Source organism: Azohydromonas aeria (assembly GCF_009760915.1).
Classification (GTDB): Bacteria; Pseudomonadota; Gammaproteobacteria; order Burkholderiales; family Burkholderiaceae_C; genus Azohydromonas; species Azohydromonas aeria.
Genome location: NZ_VIDQ01000007.1, coordinates 128192 through 145700 on the forward strand (window position 1 = coordinate 128192; position 17509 = coordinate 145700).

Sequence of the window (17509 nt, forward strand, 5' to 3'; positions counted from 1 at the left end):
TGCCTCCTCATCCCGAGGACGGCGGCGGACCCAAGTGACCGCCCCTGGAGACAACATGCTGCTCGACCGCCGCCACCTGCTGGCCGCCGCGCTGGCCGCCGCCTGCGCGCCCGCCGCCTTCGCCCAGGCGTACCCCACCAAGGCCATCAAGCTGATCGTGCCGTTCCCGCCGGGCGGGGGCACCGACATCATTGCCCGCGAGGTGGCGCAGAAGGTGTCCACCACCACGGGCTGGAACTTCGTCGTCGACAACCGCCCGGGCGCGGGCGGCAACCTGGGCGTGGACGCCACGGCCAAGTCGCCGGCCGATGGCTACACGCTGGTGCTGGGCCAGACCAGCAACCTGGCCATCAACCCTTCGCTGTACGCGAAGCTGCCCTATGACCCGGTCAAGGACCTGGCGCCCATCACGACGGTGGCCACGGCGCCGCTGGCCATCGTGGTGTCGGCCACCTCGCCCTACAAGACGCTGGCCGACCTGGTCAGCGCCGCCAAGGCCAAGCCCGGCAGCGTGAATTTCGCCTCGCCGGGCAACGGCACCGTGGCGCACCTGACGGGCGACCTGTTCCAGAAGGCCGCGGGCGTGCGCTTCCAGCACATTCCCTACAAGGGCGCCAACCAGGCGCTCAACGACGTGATCGGCGGCCAGGTGGACATGTACATGTCCTCGGTGACCTCGGTGCTGCAGCAAATCCGCAACGGCAAGTTGCGCCCGCTGGCCGTGACCTCGGCCAAGCGCGTGGGCGACCTGCCGCAGACGCCCACCATCGCCGAGGCCGGCTACAAGGGCTTCGACGCCTCGACCTGGTTCGGCCTGCTGGCGCCGGCCGGCACGCCCAAGGACGTCGTCGCGCGGCTCAACACCGAGTTCAACAAGGCGCTGCAGCAGCCCGACCTGCGCAAGCGCCTGGCCGAGGAGGGCGCCGAGGTCGGCGGCGGCACGGCCGAGCAGTTCGCCGCGCTGATCCGCGACGAGATCCAGCGCTGGGGCAAGGTCGTCAAGGACTCGGGCACCAAGCCCGACTGAGCACGGCGGCCCGGTGCCGCCCCTGCCGATTTCGTTTCAAGCGCATCCACCCGATCCATCGATCCCACCGCATTCCCTGGAGATTTCCATGAGCCAAGCCGCCGCATTGCCCGACGTGATCCGTGACGTCGAGCGCCTGTCCGCCGACGTCGTCAAGCAGGCGTCCGAATTTCCCTCCTCCATCCTGGCCGACGTGGCCGGCCGCCGCGGCGCGCTGCACGGCCGCATCCAGCCGCTGAGCCCGTCCATGCGCTTCGCCGGCACCGCCATCACCGTGGAGGTGCGCCCGGGCGACAACCTCATGATCCACGCCGCCATGGCCGTCGCCCAGCCCGGCGACGTGATCATCGTGGACGGCAAGGGCGACCTCTCCAGCGCGCTCATGGGCGAGATCATGTCCCAGCAGTGCGTGGCGCTGGGCATCGCCGCCGTCGTCATCGACGGCGCCGTGCGCGACAGCGAGGCCATCCGCGCGCTGGGCTTCCCGATGTTCGCCGCCGGCCTGAACCCGAACGGCCCGACCAAGAACATCGCCGGCCGACTGAACCACCCCATTTCCATCGGTGGCGTCACGGTGCACCCGGGCGACCTGGTGGTGGGGGACGCCGACGGCGTGACCGTGGTCGAGCGCGCCAAGGCCGCCTCGCTGATCCCGCTGGCCGCCGAGAAGGTGGAGGCCGAAACCAAGCGCATCCAGGGCATCAAGAGCCGCCAGGCGCTGCGCCCGGCCTGGCTCGACGGCGCGCTGCGCGCCGCCGGCGTGCTCAAGGACGGGGAGACGCTGTGATGAGCGCGAAAAAGCCCGTCTTCATCGTCACCGGCGCGGACCTGGCGACCCAGGCGCTGGCGCTGCTGGGCGACTACGAGGTGGTCTACGCCGGCAAGACGCCGACCGAGGATGACCTGATCGCCCTGTGCCGCCAGCACGACCCCGTGGCGATCATCGTGCGCTACGGCAAGGTCAATGGCGCCGTCATGGACGCCGCACCGTCGCTCAAGGTCATCTCCAAGCACGGCAGCGGCACCGACACCATCGACAAGGCGGCCGCCGCGCAGCGCGGCATCCAGGTCAAGGCCGCGGTGGGCGCCAACGCCGCGGCGGTGGCCGAGCACGCGCTGGCGCTGCTGCTGGCCTGCGCCAAGTCGGTGGTGCAACTCGACGAGCGCATGCATGCCGGCCACTGGGACAAGGCCACGCACAAGAGCCTGGAGCTGGCCGGGCGCACCGTGGGCCTGGTCGGCCTGGGCGCCATCGGGCTGCGCTTCGCGCGCATGGCCCACGCCATGGACATGCGCGTCATCGGCTTCGACCCCTACGCCAGGGACCTGCCGGACTACGTGCAGAGCGTGGACCTGGAGACGATCTGGCGCGAGTCCGACGCCATCTCGCTGCACTGCCCGCTGACCGCCGACAACGCGAAACTGCTCAACGCGCGGACGCTGGCGCAGTGCAAGCCCGGCGTGATCGTGGTCAACACCGCGCGCGGCGGCCTCATCGACGAGGGCGCGCTGCTCGAAGCGGTCCGCAGCGGGCAGGTCCGCAGCGCGGGCCTGGACAGCTTCGCGGTCGAGCCCATGACGGCGCCGCATCCCTTCCATGGCGAGAAGCGCATCACGCTGAGCCCGCACATCGGCGGCGTGACCAGCGACGCCTACGTGAACATGGGCGTGGCGGCGGCGCAGAACGCGCTGGCCATGCTCGCAAGCTGACCAGTTGCCCAGCCGGTAGGAGGCCCGCTTGCGGGCCGAACCGTGGCCCGGCTGCAATTCGGCCCGCAAGCGGGCCTCCTACAAGCCCCCGGGCGACGAACACAACGGAGACAAGCCATGAAATTCATTGCCACCCTGGCCGGCGCCGCCCTGCTCGCCGCCGCTTCCCTGGCTCACGCGCAGTCCTACCCCAGCAAGCCCGTCAAGATCATCGTGCCGTACCCGCCGGGCGGCGCGGTGGACGTGGTCACGCGCAAGATGGCCGCGCAGCTGCAGGCGCAGACCGGGCAGACCTTCTTCGTCGAGAACAAGGCCGGCGCCACCGGCACCATCGGCATCACGTCGGTGGTGAACGCGCCGGCCGACGGCTACACGCTGGTCGCCAACGACACCACCTACGCGCTGCTGCCGCACATCTTCAAGAAGCTGCCCTTCGACCACCAGAAGGACCTGCTGCCGGTGTCGGCCTTCGTGTTCGCGCCGATGGCCCTGGTGGTCAAGGCCGACAGCGACAAGAAGACGCTGGGCGACCTCATCACCGTCGCCAAGGCCAAGCCCGACGCCATCACCTACGGCACCGGCGGCGCCGGCACCACGCCGCACTTCGCTTCCGAAGCGCTGGGCATCGCCACGGGGGCGAAGTTCATGCACGTGCCCTTCAAGGGCGCGGGCGAGGCGACGCTGGCGCTGCTGTCGGGCACCATCGACTTCCAGATCGCTTCCACGCCGGGAATCATCGGCCAGGTCAAGGGCGGCAAGGCGCGGCTGCTGGCCGTCAGCGGCGATCATCGCCTGCCCGCGCTGCCCGACGTGCCCACCTTCGCCCAGGCCGGCGTCAAGGACTTCAGCGTCGTCAACTTCACCGGCCTGTGGGCGCCCAAGGGCACGCCGGCCGACGTGCTGGCGAAGCTGCAGAAGGAGATTGCCGCCGCCATGGGCACGGCCGAGATGAAGGCGTATGCCGAGGGCATCGCCGCCGAGCCCGGCTACTGGGATGCCACCGCCTTCGGCAAGGACCTGGCCGCGCGCACCGCCTACTGGGGCAAGATCGCCGCCAATACCGCCTTCGAGCGCCAGTGACCATGTTCCTGCTGCAAGCTCCCCAGGTCCGCGACGCCGAGGTCTTCACCAGCATGCCGGCGGAGTTCCGGCGCACGGGGGTGCGTTCGGACTGGGCCGACGCCAACCGCGGCGGCGTGCCTTGCGACTCCTTCCTCGAAGGGCCGGTGTTCGATGACGCCGGCAACCTCTACGTCTCGGACATCCCCTTCGGGCGCATCTTCCGCATCGACGCGCAAGGCCGCTGGACGCAGGTGGCCGAGTACGACGGCGAGCCCAACGGCATGAAGTTCCTCGGCGCGCGCGAGCTGCTGATCACGGACTACAAGAACGGGCTGATGGTCTGCGACGTGGCCACCGGCGCGGTGCGGCCGTTCCTGGAGCGGCGCAACAGCGAGCGCTTCCGCGGCGTCAACGATCTGACCTTCGACTCGCAGGGCAACCTCTACTTCACCGACCAGGGCCAGAGCGGCCTGCACGACCCCACCGGGCGCGTGTACCGGCTGCGCCCTTCGGGCCAGCTCGACCTGCTGCTGGCCAACGTGCCCAGCCCCAACGGCGTGGTGCTGTCGAAGGACGAGAAGCTGCTGTTCGTGGCCGTGACGCGCGGCAACTGCGTCTGGCGCGTGCCGCTGATGGCCGACGGCAGCGTGTCCAAGGCGAGCCAGTTCTTCACCTCTTACGGCCCCAGCGGCCCGGACGGCCTGGCCATGGACGAGGCGGGCCACCTCCTCGTCGCCAACCCGGGCCTCGGCTGGTGCTGGGTGCTGAACCACCGCGCCGAGCCGGTGCAGGTGATCCGCAGCCCCGAGGGCGCGTCGCTCACCAACCTGGCCTTCGGCGGCGCCGACCGGCGCACCCTCTACTGCACCGAATCGGTCTCGGGCTCCATCCTCATGGCGCGCATGGAAGCCCCTGGGCTGCCGGTCGCCCGTCCTGCCCAACCGCCGCAAGCAAGGCCCACCGCATGAAGCCCATCGCCCCCGCACTGAAGGCCGCGGCCGCGGTCCTGGCCGCCGCTCTGGCCACGCCCGCCGCCCTGGCGCAGCCGCAGCTGTGTGCAGGCAAGCCGGTGAAGCTGGTGGTGCCGTTCCCGCCCGGCGGCAACGTGGACTTGAGCGCGCGCATCCTGCAGCCGGAGTTCGCCAAGCGCCTGGGCCAGCCGGTGGTCATCGACAACCGCGCCGGTGCCAGCGGCACGCTGGGGCTGGACGCCGTGGCCAAGGCCGCGCCGGACGGCTGCGTGCTGGGCATCGCCTCGCCCATCAACCACCTCGCGGCGCCGTCGCTCCACCCGAAGCTGCCCTACGACCCGGTGCGCAGCTTCACGCCCATCGGCCTGGTGGCCAGCGTGCCCATGGTGCTGGTGGTCGGCCCGTCCTCGCCGGCTCACAGCGTGCAGGAACTGGTCGCGCTGGCCAGGAGCCGCAAGACGCCGCTGACCATGGCCTCCGCGGGCAGCGGCAGCGGCAACCACATCGTCGGCGAGCTGCTGCAGGACGCGGCGGGCGTGAAGTTCACGCACGTGCCCTACAAGGGCAGCGCGCCGGCCAACACGGACGTGGCCGGCGGCCACGTGGACCTGCACGTCGACCAGCTGTCCTCGCTGCTGCCGCTGCTGCAGGGCGGCAAGCTCAAGGCCCTGGCCGTGACCACGGCCAGGCGCACGCCGCTGCTGCCCGACGTGCCGACGCTGGCGGAATCCGGCGTGCCGGGCTTCGACGCCAGCACCACGCTGGGCCTGGTCATGCCCGCGGGCGTGGCGCCGGAGATGGCGGCGCAGCTCAACGCGCTGCTCAACGACACGCTGCAGCAGCCGGCGGTGCAGGAGCAGTTCGCCAGGCTGGGCTCGCAGCCGCGCCCGGGCACGCGCGAGCAGTACGCCGAGTTCATCCGCTCGGAGGTGGCGCGCACGGCGCGCATCGTGCGGCAGGCCAACATCACGCTGGATTGAAGCCGCCATGGCCCAGCCCGCCACGCTCGCCACGCCCTGCGCGGCCATCGACGCGCATTTCCACGTCATCGCCGCGCCGGACGAGTCCCCGATGCTGGCCGAGCGCAGCTACACGCCCGCGCCGGCGCCGCTGCAGGGCTGGCGCGACACGCTCGGTCCGCTGGGCGTGGCGCGCGGCGTGGTGGTGCAGCCCAGCTTCTACGGCACCGACAACCGCGTGCTGCTGCACGCCCTGGCCGAGGGCGGCGGCGATCTCGCGGGCATCGCCGCCGTCGAGCCCGGCATCACCGACGCCGAGCTGGCCGCGCTGGCGCAGGCCGGCGTGCGCGGCGTGCGCATGGCGCATGTCGATCCCGACGACCCGCGGCGCATGAACGGCTTCGTGATGCTGGCGGACGCGCTGGCGCCCCTGGCGCCGCGGCTGCGGGCGCACGGCCTGCACCTGCAGCTGCTCACCGACAGCCGGCTGCTGCCCGGCATCGCCCCCGCGCTGCGCGCCGCGGGCGTGCCGGTGGTGCTCGACCACATGGGCCGCGCGCCCGCGGCACTGGGCGCCGACCACGCGGGCATCGAGGCGATGTGCGCGCTGCTGGACGAAGGATGGTTGTGGGTGAAACTTTCGGGCGCGGCCAACATCTCGCAGCGGCCGGGCTGGGACGATGCCGGCGCGGTGCACCGGCGGCTGCTCGCGGCCAACCCTGAGCGGCTGGTGTGGGGCTCGGACTGGCCGCACACCCGCGCGCACGGCGCGGCGGTGCGCACGACGGATCTGTGGCAGCGCTTCCGGGACTGGACCCCGGACGCGGCGCAGCGCCGCCGCGTGCTGCATGACAACCCGGCCGCGCTCTACCGGCTGGGCTGAGCGCGGCCCTTGGCACGGCGCGCGCGGGGCGCCGGCTCGGGCCCGCCGTCCTGGACGGCGGCAAACAGCTCGATCAGGCGCTGCGCCGCCGGCAGCAGGTAGCTGTCGGCGCGGTAGTTCACGGTTAGGCGCCGGCGCATGGTGGTTTCCTTGAGCACGACCTCGCGCAGCAGCGTGCCCTCGCCGACGTGGTGGCGCGACACGAAGCTCAGCAGCCCGGTCTCGGCGATCAGCGGCGGCAGCATGAGCAGCATGGTGCTTTCGACCTGCACCACCGGGCGCGGCAGCCGCGCGCGGTCGAAGGCCGCATCCAGCCAGTCACGCGTGGGCGCGCCCGGCGGCTGCAGCACCCAGCGGTGGGCGCCGAGCGCGGCCATCGACACCGGCTGGTCGAAGATCGGGTGGCTGGCACTGGCCGCCACCACGATGTTGTCCTCGGCCAGCGGCCGGGACTCGAAGCCCGGCTCGGCCGGGGTTTCCGTCGCCACCATCAGGTCGAGCTCGCCGGCCGTGAGCTGCGGCTTGAGCACGTCCACCAGCCCCACCACGGTCTTGAGCGTCACGGACGGCGCCTCGGCCAGCAGCTGCCGCGTGACGGCCGGCAGCAGGAACTGCGCCGCCGTGGGCACCACGCCGACACGCACGTGCCCTGACAGCCCCCGGCCGATGTCGCCGATCTCGCGCTTGGCGTCCTCCACGTCGAAGCGCATGCGCTGTGCCCACTTCTGCAGCACCTTGCCGGCCGGCGTGAGCCGGATGCCCCGGCCCGACTTCTCGAACAGCGGCGCGCCGCAGGCCTCTTCGAGCCGGCGCACGCAGCTCGTGAGCGCGGGCTGCGTGCGGTGCAGCCGCTGCGCGGCGCGGCCGATGTGCTGCAGCTCGGCAATGGTCTCGAAGTAGCGCAGGTCGCGCAGGTCCATCGCAAAAGCTCCGTGAATGGTTCCACGGAAATTATCGAGCGGACCTGCGCGGCCGCGCCGTCAGCGCGGCAGCACGAAGGTGGTCTTCTCGACGAGCGAGCGCGCGGCTTCGCCGCCACTGGCCTGGCGCTCGATGGTGAGGTGCACCTCGTGGGCGCCGGCCGGCGTGGCCGCCACGGTCTCGGGCGGCACGCGCAGCGCCACGGTGGCCCACTGCGCCTCGGCCGGGCCCAGCGTCAGGCGCACCGGCTGGGCCAGGGCCAGGCCGGGCAGGCCCTGGGCGGCCACGGTGTAGGTCTGCGCCGTCTCGGTGGCGTTCATGACCTGCAGCCGGTAGACGTTCTCGACCTGGCCGTCCTCGACCTGGCGCGCCAGCGTGGAGCGGTCGCGCACGATGTCGGCCTTGAAGGGCGAGCGCATGGCGATGCTGGCGGCTGCGGCGATGCAGATGATGACGAGGATGGCGCTGTAGACGAGGATGCGCGGGCGGAAGATGCGGCGCAGCACCTGCGCGCGGCCGAGGTGCTGCTGCAGCCCGTTGAGGGTGTCGTAGCGCACGAGGCCGCGCTGGTAGCCCATCTTGTCCATGACCTCGTTGCACACGTCCACGCAGGCGGCGCAGCCGATGCACTCGTACTGCAGGCCCTTGCGGATGTCGATGCCCGTGGGGCAGACCTGCACGCACAGGCTGCAGTCCACGCACGAGCCCAGGCCGAGCCTGGCGGGGTCGGCCTTCTTGGAGCGCGAGCCGCGGGGCTCGCCGCGCTCGGTGTCGTAGCTGATGATGAGCGTGTCGCGGTCGAACATGGCGCTCTGGAAGCGCGCGTAGGGGCACATGTACTTGCATACCTGCTCGCGCATGAAGCCGGCGTTGCCCCAGGTGGCGAAGCCGTAGAAGAGCACCCAGAAGGTCTCCCAGGGCGTGGTGGAGAGCGTCGCGACCTCGCCGGCCAGCGTCCTGATGGGCGTGAAGTAGCCGACAAACGTAAAGCCGGTCCAGAGGGCGATGGCGATCCAGGCGGCCTGCTTGCCGCCCTTGCGCGCGAGCTTCTCCAGGCTCCACGGGGCGGCGTCGAGCTTCATGCGCCTGGCGCGGTCGCCCTCGATCTTGCGCTCGACCCACATGAAGATCTCGGTGTAGACGGTCTGCGGGCAGGCGTAGCCGCACCACAGGCGTCCGCCCACGGCCGTGAAGAGGAACAGGGCGTAGGCCGAGATCATGAGCAGGGCCGAGAGGTAGATCAGGTCCTGCGGGTAGAAGACGAGGCCGAAGATGAAGAAGCGCCGCGCGCCGAGGTCGAAGAGCAGGGCCTGGCGGTCGTTCCACATCAGCCAGGGCAGGCCGTAGAAGACGATCTGGGTGAGCCAGACCACGGCCCAGCGCCACTTGACGAAGTGGCCCTCGACGGCACGCGGGTAGATCTTCTTGCGCGCCTGGTACAGCGAGACGACCTGGGTCGAGTCGTCGGCGGCGGCCGGCGCGGGCGCCGCGGGGGTGGACGTGGTGGTGCTCATGGCGGGAGCGGGCTGGTTGCTTCACACCGCTTCTCCAAGATCCGTGCCATGCCGGCGCGGCGTGTGCGGGCATGGCGGCTCAAGGACTTGCGCGCGCGGCGGGTGCCGCACTGCCGGGAGCGGCTGCCTGGGGCTGCCGTTGGTGGCAGGGCGTGGCAGTTCTCGTGACGTTGGCCGGAGGCTGCGAAATCACGCCCCCTGCTTCGTCATTCCCGCGAAGGCGGGAATCCAGGCGGACCCCAAGCCCATCGCCAGCCGACGCGCGGCGCCTGACTTCGATGTGCCTGCAACGATTGCCCGGCTTTCGCCCTTGGCCTGAATCTTGATAAGCCCCGCCAACCCGCCACCGCATGGCGGAGAGCAACGGCAACGCCGGGAGAGGACACCATGTACCAGGTCGATGTGGAGGAGGGCGCGGCGATCCGCGTGCAGGCGCGCGCCAAGTCGATGGACTTCGCGACGGACAGCTCCGCGATGAACCCGCTCGAAGGCTTCTACGCGGCGCTGGCGGGCTGCGCGGCGGTGTACGTCAAGAAGGCCTGCAAGGAGCTGCGGCTGCCCGCGCGCGGTATCCACATCCGCTGCCGCCCGCACGCCGGCCGGGCCGGCGCGTTGAGCCTGGAGCGCTTCGAGACGGCGCTGAGCTTTCCGCCGGAGTTCCCGGCCGAGCACCGCCCGGCCGTGCTCGACGCGGTGAGCCACTGCGCCGTCAAGGAACTGGTGCAGCAGGGCGCGGGCGTGGAGTTCGTGGTGCGCGAGGGCTGAGCCCGGCGGCCTGCTCCTTCAGCCTTCGCGCGGCGTGGCCGGCTCCAGCGCCCGCAGTTTGCGGTAGAGCGAGCGTTCGCTGATGCCCAGCTGCCGTGCCAGCTCGGCGCGGCTGCCCCGGTGCGCGGCCAGCATGGCGGCCAGCGCTTCGAGCTCGGCGTCGCGCAGCGGCTGGCCGGTGCGCGCGGCCTGGGGCGCCGCCGCGACGGTGGGCGGCGCGGCGTGGGCCGGGGCCGCGGGCCCGCGCCGGCCCACGGCCAGGGCCTGCTCGATCTGCGCGGCCTCGATGCGCTCGCCGTCGGTGAGCAGCGCGGCGCGCTCCAGCACGTTGCGCAGCTCGCGCACGTTGCCGGGCCAGTCGTGCGCGCAAAGGCGTGCCAGCGCCTCGCGCGCGAGCTTCAGCGGGCGCGGCGCCACCCGCTCCAGCAGCGACGCGGCCAGCAGCGGGATGTCCTCGCGCCGCTCGCGCAGCGCCGGCAGCCGGATCGGGAAGGTGCTGAGCCGGTAGTACAGGTCCTCGCGGAAGCGGCCGTCGGCCACCATGGCGTCGAGGTCGCGGTGCGTGGCCGAGACCACGCGCACGTCGGCGCGGCGCAGCTCGGTGCTGCCGACGCGGCGGTAGGTGCCGTTCTCCAACAGGCGCAGCAACTTCACCTGCATCAGCAGCGGGATGTCGCCGACCTCGTCCAGGAACAATGTGCCGCCGCTGGCCGCTTCGACCAGGCCAGGCTTGCTGGCGTGCGCGCCGGTGAAGGCGCCGCGCTCGTGGCCGAAGAGCTCGCTCTCGAACAGCGCTTCGGGCAGGCTGGCGCAGTCCACCACCACCAGCGGCCGCGCCGCGCGCAGGCTGACCTCGTGCACGGCACGCGCCACGAGCTCCTTGCCGGTGCCGGACTCGCCCAGCAGCAGCACGCTGGCCTGCGAGGGCCCGACGCGCGCCACCAGCGACAGCATCGCTTGGAAGGCCGGGGCGCGGCCGATCATGCCCTGCGCCGACGCCTTGCCCTCGGCAATGCGCAGCGGCTCCATCTTCTCGACGTAGAAGGCGGCCTGGCCCGAGGCGTCGGCGACGGGGGCGAGCTCGATGTTGACGTAGGCCTCGCCGCGCGGCGTGTGGTGCAGGTGCAGCACGCGCTCGCGCTGCCCGCTCACGCGCGAGCGCGCCAGCGGGCAGCTCTCGCCGGCCTGGTCGCAGGGCCGGTCGAAGTGGTGCGACACCTCGTAGCAGGTGCGCCCGACGATGGAGGCGCCGCCCGCGCTGAACTGCTGCCGGTAGGCCGCGTTGGCCGCGACGATGCGGTACTGGCGGTCGAAGACGATGTGCGGCTCGGACAACCCTTCGAGGTAGGACACGAGCTCGGGCAGCAGTTGGGTCATGGCGATCGGTTCCGGATGCGTGGGCGGCGGCGCCGGCCGCGGCTGCCAGCATTGTCAGTCCTGGCAGCGCGGCGCGGGCGCCGTCAGGGCCGCCCGGCCTGCGGATTTCCCGGGCCGCCCAGGGGCGCGGGGCACCGCCGCGGCGCTGGCCCGCATCTTGATAAGACCGGGCATGACTGGTTGCGGCTGCGACGGCCGGCCCGCGCGGCGGCCCGCATCGCGCGAGAAGAGAGGACCGCATGTACTTCCGCATGCTTCACGACCCCGCCAGCGGCGCGATGAGCTACCTGCTGGCCGACCTGGAAACGCGCGAGGCCGTGCTGATCGACCCGCGCGGGCCCGACGTGCCGGTGCTGCGCGCCATGCTCGCCGAGCACCGGCTGCGCCTGCGCTGGGTGCTGCGCACGCATGAGCACGACGCGCAGCTGCCGCCCGCCGAGCGCGCGGCGCTCGACGCGCTGGACGCGCCGCGCGTGCTGCACCGGCCGCCGCCGGGCGGCGAGCTGTCCTTCGGCCACGAGGTGCTGCGCGCCCTGGCCACGCCCGGCCACACGCGGGGCTGCCTGAGCTTCCACTGGCGCGACCGGCTCTTTTGCGGCGGGCTGCTGGCCGCCGGCGACTGCCCGTTCCAGCCGCGTCCGGCCGACCCCGCGGCGCTGTGGGACAGCGTCACGCGCGAGGTGTTCACGCTGCCCGGCGAGACGCTGCTGTTCAGCGCGCATGCCCACGGCACGCGCGCCGTTAGCCAGGTCTACGAGCAGCGCCATGCGCACCCGTGGTTCGCCGGGGCGACGCGCGACGATTTCCTGGCGCGGGTGGGCAGCGCCGCCGGGGCGGCGTGACGGGTCAGTGGGCGGCGGCGCTGGCGGCCTGCGCCTGGCGGCCCATCACGCCCGGCGCCTGCGGCGCGTCCGCCGTTTCGGCGGCCAGCGGCGAGGCCGCCACCGCCGCGCGCCGGCAGGCGGGCTGCAGGTGCAGCTCGCCCAGGGCCTGCAGCGGCGCGAACAGCTCCAGCGCGCCGCGGCCCTGGGCGCCGGCTTGCCAGCGCGCCGCGGGCTGCGCCTCGCCCGGATAGCTGGGATAGCCCTCCAGCCGGGCGCGCAACTCCTGGCGCAGCGCCTCGGCCTGCGACGGGTCGGCCTCCTGGGGAAACTGCACCGACACGTTGGCGACGCGGAACTGCTGCCGGCCCCTCGGCGAAGGCACCGGCTCGAAGGCCACCAGCAGCCGCGAGCCGCCCGGGCCGTCGAGCGCCGCGTGCGGGCGCCACCACACGCCCATGTCCTCGCACACCGCGTCGAGCGAGGCCAGCGCGCGCAGCGCCGGCGCGCCGAACCAGCGCCCGGGCCAGTGCGCCAGCACCGTCTGCACGGCGGCGGCGTCGCCGCGCAGCGCCTGGGCCATGCGGTCCTGCAGCTTCACTTGCTGCACCCCTTCGGCGCGCGGCTGGGCCACGGCTTTCCAGGGCAGGTCCAGGAGGGACTGCAAGCCGGCGTTGACGCACACCGGGCCGACGCAGGGCATGGGCAGCGACGCGGCGTCGGCCTCGGCCGCGCGCGCCGGCAGCGCCGTCAGGCCGGCCAGGAGGCCCGACAGCAGGAAAGGAAGGAGAGGTTTGAAGCTTGACATCGAGGCGGCCCACTGCATTCGGCCGGCGCCGCGGCGCGCCAGGGCGCCGGCGCACGCTGCCGACGGCCGCGAGCTTGCCTCAGGTCAAGGGCACTTTTGGCGCGGGCGCCGGGCAATACCGTAAGGCTTTGCGACAGCGCCCGCCGCCGTCCACTGCCGGCCTCAGCGCAGCAGCACGAAGGTGGTCTTCTCGACGAGCGAGCGCGCGGCTTCGCCGTCACTGGCCTGGCGCTCGATGGTGAGGTGCACCTCGTGGGCGCCGGCCGGCGTGGCCGCCACGGTCTCGGGCGGCACGCGCAGCGCCACGGTGGCCCACTGCGCCTCGGCCGGGCCCAGCATCAGGCGCACCGGCTGGGCCAGGGCCAGGCCGGGCAGGCCCTGGGCGGCCACGGTGTAGGTCTGCGCCGTCTCGGTGGCGTTCATGACCTGCAGCCGGTAGACGTTCTCGACCTGGCCGTCCTCGACCTGGCGCGCCAGCGTGGAGCGGTCGCGCACGATGTCGGCCTTGAAGGGCGAGCGCATGGCGATGCTGGCGGCTGCGGCGATGCAGATGATGACGAGGATGGCGCTGTAGACGAGGATGCGCGGGCGGAAGATGCGGCGCAGCACCTGCGCGCGGCCGAGGTGCTGCTGCAGCCCGTTGAGGGTGTCGTAGCGCACGAGGCCGCGCTGGTAGCCCATCTTGTCCATGACCTCGTTGCACACGTCCACGCAGGCGGCGCAGCCGATGCACTCGTACTGCAGGCCCTTGCGGATGTCGATGCCCGTGGGGCAGACCTGCACGCACAGGCTGCAGTCCACGCACGAGCCCAGGCCGAGCCTGGCGGGGTCGGCCTTCTTGGAGCGCGAGCCGCGGGGCTCGCCGCGCTCGGTGTCGTAGCTGATGATGAGCGTGTCGCGGTCGAACATGGCGCTCTGGAAGCGCGCGTAGGGGCACATGTACTTGCATACCTGCTCGCGCATGAAGCCGGCGTTGCCCCAGGTGGCGAAGCCGTAGAAGAGCACCCAGAAGGTCTCCCAGGGCGTGGTGGAGAGCGTCGCGACCTCGCCGGCCAGCGTCCTGATGGGCGTGAAGTAGCCGACAAACGTAAAGCCGGTCCAGAGGGCGATGGCGATCCAGGCGGCCTGCTTGCCGCCCTTGCGCGCGAGCTTCTCCAGGCTCCACGGGGCGGCGTCGAGCTTCATGCGCCTGGCGCGGTCGCCCTCGATCTTGCGCTCGACCCACATGAAGATCTCGGTGTAGACGGTCTGCGGGCAGGCGTAGCCGCACCACAGGCGTCCGCCCACGGCCGTGAAGAGGAACAGGGCGTAGGCCGAGATCATGAGCAGGGCCGAGAGGTAGATCAGGTCCTGCGGGTAGAAGACGAGGCCGAAGATGAAGAAGCGCCGCGCGCCGAGGTCGAAGAGCAGGGCCTGGCGGTCGTTCCACATCAGCCAGGGCAGGCCGTAGAAGACGATCTGGGTGAGCCAGACCACGGCCCAGCGCCACTTGACGAAGTGGCCCTCGACGGCACGCGGGTAGATCTTCTTGCGCGCCTGGTACAGCGAGACGACCTGGGTCGAGTCGTCGGCGGCGGTGGCCGGGTCGGTGGAGGCGGTGTTCATGGCGGGAGCGGTCTGGTTGACTGCGTGACCGGCGGCGCGGCGCGCCTGGCCGGTGTGCTTGCAGTCTGCGCTCCCTGGCGCGGCGGGCCTTGACGGCCGTCAAGTCCCGGCCAGCCGCGCCTTCGAGGCCCGGTCAGCCGTTGCGCTCCAGCCAGCCCTCGACCCGGCCGCGGCTGGGCACGCTGCCGGCATGCACCAGCCGGCCGTCGACGACGACGCCCGGCGTGCTCATCACGCCGTGGCTGATGAGCGCGCCGAAGTCCTCTGCCTTCTCCAGCGTGACGGGCACGCCCATGTCGCGCGCGACTTCCTCGATGAGTGCGAACGTGGCCGCGCAGTTGGCGCGGTCGCTGCCCAGTACCTTGATGTCCATGTCTGACGTCCTTGCTCGTGGCTTGGTTGAGCGTCCACCGAACCGGACGACATGAACCGCCGCCGCGCCATGGAGCGGGTGCGGCGCCGGCCGTACGTGGCGCTGGCAAGGGAAGCCGCCTCCGCGTGGCATCGTCCGTTCAGGTTCGGGGCGCAGCCACAGCATGCGTACGCAACCACGCCGCGGGCTGAGGCAGGTCAACGGCGGCGACAAGAAACGCGCCGGCCAGGGAAAACACCGGGCTGCGGCGGCCGGCGGTTGACGCATGTCAAACGGGTGCGCACGGGTGTGCCAAATCATCGGCTTCCGTGGAAACCCTGAGTTGCCGATCCGTTGTCCGCACCATGCCGGCCTGGGCGCGTGCGCGCTGCCGCGCCGCAGCGGAAGGACGGCGACGCGCCGGGTTGCCAGGTGCTGCAGCGCCGAGCCGGCTTCCCCCATTCCCCTGAAAGGCGTTCCCTGCATGTCCCAGGCCGATCCCGCGCTGCTGCGCAACCACACCTTCGACCAGCTGCGGCTTGGGCAGAGCGCCTCGCTCACCCGCACCGTGGGCCAGGACGACATCGCGCTCTTCGCCGCCGTCTCCGGCGACGTCAACCCGGCGCACATGGACCCCGCCTTTGCCGCCACCGACCGCTTCGGCCAGGTCGTCGTGCACGGCATGTGGACGGCGGCGCTGGTGTCGGCCGTGCTGGGCACCGAGCTGCCGGGGCCGGGCACCATCTACCTGGGCCAGGACCTGCGCTTTGCGCGGCCGGTGCTGCCGGGCGACACCGTCACGGCCACCGTCACGGTGTTCGAGAAGCGCGAGGGCAAGGGGCAGGTGGTGCTCGACACCCGCTGCGTGAACCAGCGTGGCGAGGAGGTGCTGTCGGGCCAGGCGCTGGTGCTGGCGCCGGGCCGGGCCATCGCCTGGCCGCGCATGCCCGCGCCCGACGTGGCGCTGCAGCGCCACGACCGCTATGCCTCGGTGATGGCCGAGGCGCGCGGCTGCGGCGCCATGCGCACGGCCATCGTCCATCCCTGCTCGGCCGAGGCGCTGGCCGCGGCGCTGGAGGCGCGCGACGAGGGGCTCCTGGAGCCGCTGCTCGTCGGGCCCGAGGCGCGCATCCGCGCCGTGGCCGAAGCCGCCGGGCTGTCGCTGCAGGGCGTGGCCATTGAGGGCGTCGAACACAGCCACGCTGCCGCGGCGCGCGCGGTGGAGCTGGCCGTGCGCGGCCAGGTCGAGGCGCTGATGAAGGGCAGCCTGCACACCGACGAGCTGCTGGGCGCGGTGGTGGCGCCGGGCTCGGGGCTGCACACCGAGCGGCGCATCAGCCACGTCTATGCCATGGACGTGCCGAGCTACCACAAGCCGCTCATCGTCACCGACGCGGCCATCAACATCAGCCCGACGCTGGCGCACAAGCGCGACATCTGCCAGAACGCCATCGACCTGCTGCACGTGATGGGCGTGGCCACGCCGCACGTGGCGGTGCTGGCGGCGGTGGAGACGGTCAACCCGGCCATGCCCGCCACGCTCGACGCCGCGGCGCTCACGGTGATGGCCGTGCGCGGGCAGATCCGGGGCGGCCGCGTGGACGGGCCGCTGGCCTTCGACAACGCCATCAGCGTGGACGCGGCGCGCACCAAGGAGATAGTCTCGCCCGTGGCGGGCAGTGCCGACATCCTGCTGGTGCCCGACCTGGAGGCCGGCAACATGCTGGCCAAGCAGCTGATCTACCTGGCCAATGCCGACGCGGCCGGGCTGGTGGTGGGCGCGCGCGTGCCGATCATCCTCACCAGCCGCGCCGACTCGCTGCGCACGCGGCTGGCCTCGGCGGCGCTGGCGCGGCTGGTGGCGGCGCGGCGGCAACGGCTGCCGGCTTGAGCCCTCTGGCGCTGGCCTCCTGCCAGCTGATGGCGGCGGACCTGCTTGCTAACGTCAGCATGCGTCGCGAGCATCTTCTTCGCATGTCAAGCACCCAAAGGCTGGACATCCCCGCGAAAGCGTGTATACTCTATCCCCTCGCTGACACAAACCAATCGTTCGGACGGCCTCGAAACCGCTCCGGGTGATTTGAGAGCGTGTCTCGATCTAGGCTTGAAAAGCTTCGGCGCGGTTCCCTGTGGAATTGCCCGGAGTTTGAAGGTTGGGTCGTTCAAATGTCCGGCAGCGCACCGTCGAGTGCATGCGGGAAGAGTTTGAAGCGAGTCGGGCAATAACCCGCAACGCAGCTGGGAAATAAGACGGCGGTTGACGAAGTTAATGCCTGAAGGCAGAATTCATTCCCTTGCTGCTGACGCCGACAGCTTGATGTTGTCAACGCAGAAGCAGCAAGACGGCAGAAATCGCAAATCATTTTGCGATTGACGCCAGGAAAGTCCGAGTGTTTGACACTGATTTAAAACGTGTTAGAATCTTGGGCTTCGCTGATAGAAACAGCGAAACGCGATGCAGGCAGCAAGCCGGGTTACCGGCAGCAGTTTGCGAAGTGTTGAACAAAGTCGATGCTCTTTAAAAACATACAGCCGATAAGCGTGGGCGTTCGAGGCGTTGGGTGAGGTGCCTGACACATCGGAGCTTCGGGGATGCCTGGAGTTCCTGGGGCCTTTACTGGTCTCGAACGCTCTGAGAAATTGATTGAGAGAGCTTTGCTTCTCTTGTCGATTTCCTTTGAGCAGTGATTTTTTCAAGATCGAACTGAAGAGTTTGATCCTGGCTCAGATTGAA

General features: G+C 71.4%; 16 protein-coding genes. 10 read left to right on the forward strand and 6 right to left on the reverse strand.

Features of this window, described 5'->3' with window-relative positions:
- Positions 1-55: 55 nt before the first annotated feature.
- The 7 genes from FJ694_RS06595 (at position 56) to FJ694_RS06625 (ending at position 6612) form a co-directional block, all read left to right on the forward strand.
- Positions 56-1027, forward strand: a complete 972-nt coding sequence (locus FJ694_RS06595) for a tripartite tricarboxylate transporter substrate binding protein (RefSeq protein ID WP_157265315.1) — start codon at positions 56-58, stop codon at positions 1025-1027.
- Between the two features lie 88 nt (positions 1028-1115).
- Positions 1116-1814 (forward strand): RraA family protein, encoded by a 699-nt coding sequence (locus FJ694_RS06600; RefSeq protein WP_157265316.1) that lies wholly within the window; start codon positions 1116-1118, stop codon positions 1812-1814.
- The gene (locus tag FJ694_RS06605; RefSeq protein ID WP_157265317.1) at positions 1814-2737 is read left to right on the forward strand and encodes an NAD(P)-dependent oxidoreductase; all 924 of its coding nucleotides are present in this window, start codon (positions 1814-1816) and stop codon (positions 2735-2737) included. Before FJ694_RS06600 ends, FJ694_RS06605 begins: the two co-directional genes overlap by 1 nt.
- A 117-nt stretch (positions 2738-2854) precedes the next feature.
- Positions 2855-3817, forward strand: coding sequence for a Bug family tripartite tricarboxylate transporter substrate binding protein (locus FJ694_RS06610; protein ID WP_157265318.1), 963 nt, complete (start codon positions 2855-2857; stop codon positions 3815-3817).
- Positions 3818-3819: 2 nt separating this feature from the next.
- Positions 3820-4767 carry an SMP-30/gluconolactonase/LRE family protein gene (locus FJ694_RS06615; protein ID WP_157265319.1) on the forward strand — a complete coding sequence of 316 codons (948 nt, stop codon included), beginning with the start codon at positions 3820-3822 and terminating at the stop codon, positions 4765-4767.
- Positions 4764-5750: a Bug family tripartite tricarboxylate transporter substrate binding protein gene (locus FJ694_RS06620; RefSeq protein ID WP_157265320.1), complete on the forward strand. Its 987-nt coding sequence runs from the start codon at positions 4764-4766 to the stop codon at positions 5748-5750. Before FJ694_RS06615 ends, FJ694_RS06620 begins: the two co-directional genes overlap by 4 nt.
- 7 nt (positions 5751-5757) lie before the next feature.
- Positions 5758-6612, forward strand: a complete 855-nt coding sequence (locus FJ694_RS06625) for an amidohydrolase family protein (protein ID WP_157265321.1) — start codon at positions 5758-5760, stop codon at positions 6610-6612.
- Here the strand turns inward: FJ694_RS06625 and FJ694_RS06630 are convergent.
- Together FJ694_RS06630 and ccoG (FJ694_RS06635) are read right to left on the reverse strand one after the other, a co-directional pair.
- Positions 6597-7532 carry a LysR family transcriptional regulator gene (locus FJ694_RS06630; RefSeq protein ID WP_157265322.1) on the reverse strand — a complete coding sequence of 312 codons (936 nt, stop codon included), beginning with the start codon at positions 7530-7532 and terminating at the stop codon, positions 6597-6599. The two genes, FJ694_RS06625 and FJ694_RS06630, sit on opposite strands and share 16 nt — an antisense overlap.
- A 60-nt stretch (positions 7533-7592) precedes the next feature.
- Positions 7593-9047 (reverse strand): cytochrome c oxidase accessory protein CcoG, encoded by a 1455-nt coding sequence (gene ccoG, locus FJ694_RS06635; protein ID WP_157265323.1) that lies wholly within the window; start codon positions 9045-9047, stop codon positions 7593-7595.
- Positions 9048-9434: 387 nt separating this feature from the next.
- On the opposite strand from ccoG (FJ694_RS06635), the gene FJ694_RS06640 reads away from it, so the two are divergent.
- Positions 9435-9812, forward strand: a complete 378-nt coding sequence (locus tag FJ694_RS06640; RefSeq protein WP_157265324.1) for an OsmC family protein — start codon at positions 9435-9437, stop codon at positions 9810-9812.
- An 18-nt stretch (positions 9813-9830) separates the two neighbouring features.
- Here FJ694_RS06640 and FJ694_RS06645 read toward each other — a convergent pair whose 3' ends face one another.
- The gene (locus FJ694_RS06645; protein ID WP_157265325.1) at positions 9831-11189 is read right to left on the reverse strand and encodes a sigma-54 interaction domain-containing protein; all 1359 of its coding nucleotides are present in this window, start codon (positions 11187-11189) and stop codon (positions 9831-9833) included.
- Between the two features lie 239 nt (positions 11190-11428).
- Between FJ694_RS06645 and FJ694_RS06650 the strand changes: the two genes are divergently transcribed.
- Positions 11429-12031, forward strand: a complete 603-nt coding sequence (locus FJ694_RS06650) for an MBL fold metallo-hydrolase (protein ID WP_157265326.1) — start codon at positions 11429-11431, stop codon at positions 12029-12031.
- A 4-nt stretch (positions 12032-12035) separates the two neighbouring features.
- On the opposite strand, the gene FJ694_RS06655 is transcribed toward FJ694_RS06650, so the two are convergent.
- The 3 genes from FJ694_RS06655 to FJ694_RS06665 form a co-directional block, all read right to left on the reverse strand.
- Positions 12036-12818, reverse strand: a complete 783-nt coding sequence (locus FJ694_RS06655) for a hypothetical protein (protein WP_157265327.1) — start codon at positions 12816-12818, stop codon at positions 12036-12038.
- A 162-nt stretch (positions 12819-12980) separates the two neighbouring features.
- A complete protein-coding gene (gene ccoG, locus FJ694_RS06660) occupies positions 12981-14423 on the reverse strand; it encodes a cytochrome c oxidase accessory protein CcoG (protein ID WP_157265328.1) in 1443 nt (480 codons plus the stop codon).
- Positions 14424-14556: 133 nt separating this feature from the next.
- Positions 14557-14796, reverse strand: a complete 240-nt coding sequence (locus FJ694_RS06665) for a thioredoxin family protein (protein WP_157265329.1) — start codon at positions 14794-14796, stop codon at positions 14557-14559.
- Positions 14797-15259: 463 nt separating this feature from the next.
- Here FJ694_RS06665 and FJ694_RS06670 point away from each other — a divergent pair, with 463 nt between their 5' ends.
- Positions 15260-16666 (forward strand): bifunctional enoyl-CoA hydratase/phosphate acetyltransferase, encoded by a 1407-nt coding sequence (locus FJ694_RS06670; RefSeq protein WP_157265330.1) that lies wholly within the window; start codon positions 15260-15262, stop codon positions 16664-16666.
- The last annotated feature ends 843 nt before the right edge of the window (positions 16667-17509 follow it).